Origin of the sequence: Vibrio sp. VP6, from assembly GCF_028823755.1 — a bacterium.
Taxonomy (GTDB): domain Bacteria; phylum Pseudomonadota; class Gammaproteobacteria; order Enterobacterales; family Vibrionaceae; genus Vibrio; species Vibrio parahaemolyticus.
Genome location: NZ_JAPEID010000015.1, coordinates 104,559 through 110,639, shown reverse-complemented (window position 1 = coordinate 110,639; position 6,081 = coordinate 104,559). Strand labels below are relative to the sequence as shown.

The following is a 6,081-nucleotide window of genomic DNA, read 5'->3' as shown; positions in this document are numbered from 1 at the left end:
GGAGTATATTCATGCGCATCTGTAAAAAGTGTCGCACTTCAAACTTGATACTAAGACCTACAATGGTAATGGAGCCTAAAATTGTAGTGTTGTTCTTAGTTTTAGTAAAAGATGCTCGTTGTTTGTATAAAGTCCGATCTAGAAGAAAGCCCATCCTTGCATACTTAGCTTTAGATTTCCAAAACCACGATTTAGAAGTCAGCCATATTTTTATTGAATCCACCAAAATACACACCCTATCAGAGGCTTACGAATCTACGAGGCATCATAACACCTGAAACTTCTGCGTATCAATTGTTCATATAAAACATGCTTCAATCCAATCTAAACATTCCTATAATCACAAGGGTGGTAAGCTCTTTAATTTGCCATACTTCAAGTAATTCGCCTTTTACAAATTTACGTAACCATTCTGAGAAACTTTTGTCCACAAATTGGTTTCACTCTTTATTGCCAGAACTTTTGAGGCCAATTTTATTTTTTGTTCGCACTGCTAACATCTTCTTTTGGTTATAACTTTTTTATCAAGATCAATTAATGCAATCGACCTCCCAAAATCGTTCCCTCCTTTTTTTTCAAAGATACTAACTCCTGCCCTCAAATGAGATAAGGAGACAGGTAATGACACGAAATCGAATAATCCCATTAAAAGAGGTATCAGAAGCTTTAGGCCGGACACCCAAAACAATTTGGCGATGGTGGGCAAAAGAGAAAACATTTCCGAAACCCATTCTGATTAATGGACGCTGCCTTGGGTGGCGAGAGTCTGAGCTAGATAACTGGATGGAGAATCAAGGGGGGAAAAGTGACAGCAGCAAGTGATAAAAGTCAGCCGAGCGAGTCTCAACTCGATTTTCCAGACAAGAAAAAAGAAGGGTTTAAGAAGCTTATTCTCAATACAGATGACAACCTGAGGGTACTGTTAGATCACAAAGGATACGTCCCTTACTTAAATGCGATGAACACTGAGATAGAAGTGCTCCATAACGGTAAGGTTATGGAATATGAGGTGTTAATGAGTAAGCTGATAAGCGACTGTGCAAGATTCGATGTACCAAAAGCAGCAATTGGTGATCATCTACATGTTTTGGCAAAGGAGCGTTCATATCACCCTATTGTTTTGCATCTGGCTGACTCTGAATGGGATGGCGTCGAACGAGTGAAGAAAGTTATTGGGTGCATCCGTTCTAAGAGACCTGAAGTTACGGAGCTAATTATGCGGAGGTGGCTTGTAGGTTGTATTGCGGCGCTATACGAGCCTCGGTTTAGCAGTAAGTTAGTTCCGGTGCTTCAGAGTAAGCAGTCTTTTAGAAAAACCGCTTTCTTATCAAGAATAGGTGACATCGTACAAGGGGCATTTCTTGGAGGTCGGGCATTAGATCCCCGCTGCAAAGATAGCGTGTTACCTATTATTAAGTCATGGATTGTTGAACTCGGTGAACTGGAGTCTTCAACAAAGCACAGTCAAGGTCAGCTGAAAGCATTTATATCCCAAGAGGCAGACACAATCAGGTTGCCCTATGCGCGTACCGACCTTAAAAAACCGAGGCAAACGCTTTTGATAGCGACGGTAAACGGCCAAGACTTCTTAAAGGACAGAACGGGTAATACTCGGTTTGGTGTGATTGAACTAAATGAACCCATTGATATGACTACTGTGAATCGGATTCTCGGGTGGCAATACAACGGAACTGGCAGCCTTCGCCAAGAAGAGCCCGAGTCATTGCGGCAGTTTTGGTTGGAGGTCAAGCACATGTATGAAGCTGGTGAGCCTTGGGTACTGTCAATGGACGAGCAGGCTCTGGTTGATACGGTATCTGATAAATATTTGGATAAAGGGCGTTGGTATAAAATGCTTCAGGAGCGAATATCAATGGAGGCTGATGATAATCGAAGCCAGACTGAATGGCTTGCACCAGGCCAAATTAGCCAGATCTTAGGCATACCATGTAACTATGTTGCTCATGTCGGCAGAGCTCTACAGCGATTAGCTGATGAGGGGAAAATTGAAACTCGTTACAAAGATGGCTACAGGCTGTATTTGTTTCCAAGCAGCTATCGTCCACATTTCTGAGATTGTATGTTTATAACTTTACTTCACTTACCTCACTTAAAGTGGAGTAAGTGAAGTAAATTGAGAAAAACCAAGTTTATGTCGTTCGCACTGCGAACATCTGATCAATTCAATCAATCGACCTCTTAAAACCGTTACGCCTCTTTTTATCAAAGATACTGGTTCAGTCATCAAATGAGAAAAGGAGGATGCTCATGGCAAGAGATCGAATTATGTCCCTTAAAGAAGTTTCAGATTCACTGGGCCGCAGTCCAAGGACTATTTGGCGTTGGTGGGCGAAAGACAAGTGTTTTCCTAAGCCAATACAGATAAATGGGCGTTGTTTAGGCTGGCGTGAGCGAGACTTTGTTGATTGGCTAGTAGAGCAAGAACAGGCTTTTAAAGATTAAATTTATGTACGCGAGGCTATAGGCCTCGCTTTTTATTCGCACTGCGAACGTTAATTCCACTTGTTGGGATAAATGCAGTAATCGTTAGCTTAAAAAAAATATTTAACTTTATCGGCTTTAACATTCTTTCTGACATTGAGGGGCTGTTCGCTTCTCATTCATCAAGAAGGAAGGAAATATGAATAGTACTAAGCGTAATGGGAGCAAGCAGTTTGATTCTGCATCAGTTAAATATTGCAACCAAACAAGTATCTCTATGTCTTGTCATGTTGACATGAGAAACGTATTGTTTGGTTATTATGAGGAGTACTTATCTCCCATGACTCCGTTAAATCATGATAATGCACTATGTTCTGTGATAGAAGACATTGATTGTGTAATAGTTGATTACGGTAAGGATACAAAGCAGTTTTTGAACCTTAGCACCGCTTTAGATTGGGCTAAGTCAGTTATGGGGGTTAAAGTATTTAGATATGTGGATCTTTCATTGTTTGGTGGGCCTGGATTCTATCTAGATGATTACATGGATGCCTTAAGAGATAATGCTGATAACTTAATCGATTTTTTTGTTGATAGCTTTAATCGTTATGGTTGGAGCATATCCCCATTTCAACTTGCCCATGATGTAGAGATTACGTCTGAATTTAGTAAACCGGAGCTCGTTGAGGCGGTATTTAACTTTGCTAGGAATATCCATTGCTTTAGCGCAGTAGGGCCAGAACGCTCACCTTGGTTTATGAGCCAACCTACAAATGAAGGCTCTTACTACGTTTGCAGATTTAATGGGAAAATTGAGCTTGTTGACCTTAAACTGGTTCATAGTGTAGATGGAAGAAGCAGTAAATTGATGATCTTTGGCTTAAACCAAGAGCCTGTGCCTTTAGATGAAGCGGAAGCTGGCGATTGGTTATGGTCTTTCTCTTATCATCAAACAAATACATTTGACTGAAGCCTATAATTAGAATGAAGTGACTTAATGTACAGTAAACGTTGAGTCACTTTTTACCAGCTACCAATCTGAATTATCTCTATGGCGTTTTTCTGTAATCCTATTCCTCAACTTACCCTCTAAATCCCGCTCGAATTCACACCCGATGTCATCAAAGTAGGTGTTGTCTGAAATACCATCATCATAGCTAATATGTTCGCGATCGATGTTTGAGCTTTTACTTGAAGCTTCCAAAACACAAACAATAACTTTAAGCAATGAAATGAAAATGCTCCCAAAGATTGAGATGAGCGTAGGGCTTTTTTTATATTCCATATTCAATCTGCCAGATTTATGCATTTGTCACGTAATAGGTTACGCTTTCTACTTAAGATTAGCAGAGGAGTGAAATGTTCGCAGTGCGAACAAAACAACGTAAAGGTGTATGTATGGTGCAGATGGACGAATTTATTTGGAAGCGCTACATGGAAGATATAGAAGGTATGTTTAGAGATGCTATTACAAGTTTGGATTTACAGCATCGCGCCGTCATGGCTAAAGCAATTACGGCCATGTTAATCCAAGAGCCAACATTTAAGCTTACAGATGAAAATATAATCAATTACTTGAAATCTCCAGATGACATCAAACGTCAGATATTCGTTCAGTATGGTTACTTTGATCCACGCCTTGAATCGTCTTTGCAAGAAGCTGTCCTATGTATTGATGGTATCAAAGAACCACTGCTCAACAGCATAAAGAACGCACGTTGAAGCCCTCCTGTCACTAGCTGTGAAATAGGTAGTGACAGGAGGTATACCGCGAGCGCATCACCTTATTTTTTCTATATTCTCGTTATTTCTTTTAAGCGGGGTCACTTGGTGACAGCCAAGTGACGGCTTGGTAGCCTCATCACGTAAATAAAAAAGTAGCCGTCGCTATAAAGACTCTTCATAAATCATAAATGTTCAATAGGAGAAAGAAACGTAACCAGCATTGTGACGTCACAATGCTCTTCTCGTAGATGCTCACGCTTCTTCAAGTAGATCATGTACGACATTCGTAACTATCGATACACAAACCATCACTCTTGCCCTAATCGCCTCTGAGGCATTCATCTTACTAACCATAAGTTTGAATTGGGCTTATCACTAACCATCAGGTTCACGTGGTTTGATTACGTTTTCTCCATCATTTTTTCAAGTAGATAGAGCCATATGAGCTATATGGCTCTTATTTATTTAGGAGTAAGAGTCATGAGCAAACCAAACTTACGACACGGCCTAGTTTTGTTAATGAAGCGCAACATTGATGGGAGTTATGCATCTCAAGCTGCACGTAAAAACATCCTCATCCAAATCGAAAAACAATTAAAGAGAGGAGGGTACAGGCACTTAACTCCACATACACTTAAGTTAAAGCACGTAAAATTTTTGGTTGAGCATTGGCAAAGTCAAGGCTTAAGCGTTGGAACTATAAAAAACCGAATGGCACATATTCGTTGGGTATTCGAAAAGACTGGACGTGAGCATTTGTTACCCAAGTCCAATGAAGAGTTGGGGATAGGAAAGAGAGTTTTCAGTGACAATAGTACCAACAAGGCGAAAGAGCTTGATGAAGTAAAGTTTAACGCAATCTCAGACCCATATATAAAAATAGCGTTAGAGCTACAATCTGCATTCGGTCTGAGGCGGGAAGAAGCTTTGAAGTTTAACCCCAGTATAGCGATTAAAGCAGATAGAATTCATTTAATGGGTTCTTGGACTAAAGGTGGCAAGGCGCGAGAGGTACCAATCAGAAACGAATATCAAAAGCAGGTGTTAGAACGAGCTATAGCTATTGCCCCAAGAGGCTCTCTGATTCCCGCAAGCAAAAAGTACATTCAACAGCTAAAGCACTACGAAAATACTTGTAGGAAGGTTGGGTTATGCAAGAACCATGGTCTACGCCATCAATATGCTCAACAGCGATACATAGAACTGACAGGAATGAATGCACCTAAAGCGGGTGGTTTAACTAGCAGAGAACTTAGTAGAGAACAAAAAAGTGCAGATAAAGAAGCTCGCCTTATTATTAGTAGAGAGTTAGGGCATGAGCGAGAAGAGATTACAGTTATCTATCTTGGCCGGTAAGCACATTATCAAGTTTTGTATTTTTAGGTTAAAATATAACCACAAGAACATTAGGGCGGGTTTCAATATGTTAGTACAACTTTTGGATGTAACGGGTATGACTTTAGCTCAACTTTTATTTTTAGCTCTAGTTACCGTTGGTACAATCGGTTTGCCTTTGTTAGCTATTTGGTATGATCGTAAACACGGAATTGAGTAAAATAGGCAGATAATAAAAAAGCGCCCCCTTTTCACATAAGGGGCGCTTTTTTATTATCTTATCGAATTTTCTGTTCTGCTCGTGATGGAAAAATGTTGGCAAGCCCAGCAAAGCGTCCAAAATTGTGAGCTAAGCAACTTCCTAACTACACCCACAACTACACCCAAAATCACTAGGTACAAAAAAAGCGTAGCAGGTACTAACCTGCTACGCCTTCTAGAATATGGTGGCCCCTCGCAGACTTGAACTGCGGACCAATCGATTATGAGTCGACTGCTCTAACCACTGAGCTAAGGGGCCTTAATAGGTCAACGATTATAGGGGAAGCGTTGCAAGGTGTCTAGATAGCAACTAGGGCA

General features: G+C 40.5%; 8 protein-coding genes and 1 tRNA gene. 7 read left to right on the top strand and 2 right to left on the bottom strand.

Annotated elements, in window-relative coordinates:
• The first annotated feature begins 621 nt into the window (after positions 1-621).
• From OU793_RS11970 to OU793_RS11955, 4 genes are all read left to right on the top strand, one after another.
• Positions 622-822, top strand: a complete 201-nt coding sequence (locus OU793_RS11970; protein WP_029839162.1) for an AlpA family transcriptional regulator — start codon at positions 622-624, stop codon at positions 820-822.
• On the top strand, positions 806-2,074 hold the full coding sequence (locus OU793_RS11965; RefSeq protein ID WP_031823103.1) for a VapE domain-containing protein: 1,269 nt from the start codon (positions 806-808) through the stop codon (positions 2,072-2,074). The genes OU793_RS11970 and OU793_RS11965 overlap by 17 nt, the downstream gene beginning before the upstream one ends.
• A gap of 188 nt (positions 2,075-2,262) precedes the next feature.
• On the top strand, positions 2,263-2,463 hold the full coding sequence (locus OU793_RS11960; protein WP_324186314.1) for an AlpA family phage regulatory protein: 201 nt from the start codon (positions 2,263-2,265) through the stop codon (positions 2,461-2,463).
• Between the two features lie 178 nt (positions 2,464-2,641).
• Complete coding sequence (locus tag OU793_RS11955; RefSeq protein WP_029839158.1) at positions 2,642-3,412, top strand: hypothetical protein; 771 nt, start codon at positions 2,642-2,644, stop codon at positions 3,410-3,412.
• Positions 3,413-3,472: 60 nt separating this feature from the next.
• Here the strand turns inward: OU793_RS11955 and OU793_RS11950 are convergent, their stop codons facing one another.
• Positions 3,473-3,727 carry a hypothetical protein gene (locus OU793_RS11950; RefSeq protein ID WP_029839156.1) on the bottom strand — a complete coding sequence of 85 codons (255 nt, stop codon included), beginning with the start codon at positions 3,725-3,727 and terminating at the stop codon, positions 3,473-3,475.
• 74 nt (positions 3,728-3,801) lie between these two features.
• On the opposite strand from OU793_RS11950, the gene OU793_RS11945 reads away from it, so the two are divergent.
• The 3 genes from OU793_RS11945 (at position 3,802) to OU793_RS11935 (ending at position 5,722) form a co-directional block, all read left to right on the top strand.
• The gene (locus OU793_RS11945) at positions 3,802-4,164 is read left to right on the top strand and encodes a hypothetical protein (protein WP_236579070.1); all 363 of its coding nucleotides are present in this window, start codon (positions 3,802-3,804) and stop codon (positions 4,162-4,164) included.
• Positions 4,165-4,647: 483 nt separating this feature from the next.
• Positions 4,648-5,523, top strand: a complete 876-nt coding sequence (locus OU793_RS11940; RefSeq protein WP_029839152.1) for a phage integrase N-terminal domain-containing protein — start codon at positions 4,648-4,650, stop codon at positions 5,521-5,523.
• A 67-nt stretch (positions 5,524-5,590) separates the two neighbouring features.
• Positions 5,591-5,722 carry a hypothetical protein gene (locus OU793_RS11935; protein ID WP_017634400.1) on the top strand — a complete coding sequence of 44 codons (132 nt, stop codon included), beginning with the start codon at positions 5,591-5,593 and terminating at the stop codon, positions 5,720-5,722.
• Positions 5,723-5,946: 224 nt separating this feature from the next.
• On the opposite strand, the gene OU793_RS11930 is transcribed toward OU793_RS11935, so the two are convergent.
• A tRNA-Ile gene (locus OU793_RS11930) sits at positions 5,947-6,022 on the bottom strand.
• Positions 6,023-6,081 lie beyond the last annotated feature (59 nt).

What these genes read in the sequence shown, in the direction of transcription:
- OU793_RS11960 (WP_324186314.1), top strand. Translation starts at nt 2,263, where the DNA reads ATGCTCATGGCAAGAGATCGAATTATGTCCCTTAAAGAAGTTTCAGAT.
- OU793_RS11945 (WP_236579070.1), top strand. Translation starts at nt 3,802, where the DNA reads ATGTTCGCAGTGCGAACAAAACAACGTAAAGGTGTATGTATGGTGCAG.
- OU793_RS11950 (WP_029839156.1), bottom strand. Translation starts at nt 3,727, where the DNA reads ATGGAATATAAAAAAAGCCCTACGCTCATCTCAATCTTTGGGAGCATT.
- OU793_RS11935 (WP_017634400.1), top strand. Translation starts at nt 5,591, where the DNA reads ATGTTAGTACAACTTTTGGATGTAACGGGTATGACTTTAGCTCAACTT.
- OU793_RS11955 (WP_029839158.1), top strand. Translation starts at nt 2,642, where the DNA reads ATGAATAGTACTAAGCGTAATGGGAGCAAGCAGTTTGATTCTGCATCA.
- OU793_RS11970 (WP_029839162.1), top strand. Translation starts at nt 622, where the DNA reads ATGACACGAAATCGAATAATCCCATTAAAAGAGGTATCAGAAGCTTTA.
- OU793_RS11940 (WP_029839152.1), top strand. Translation starts at nt 4,648, where the DNA reads ATGAGCAAACCAAACTTACGACACGGCCTAGTTTTGTTAATGAAGCGC.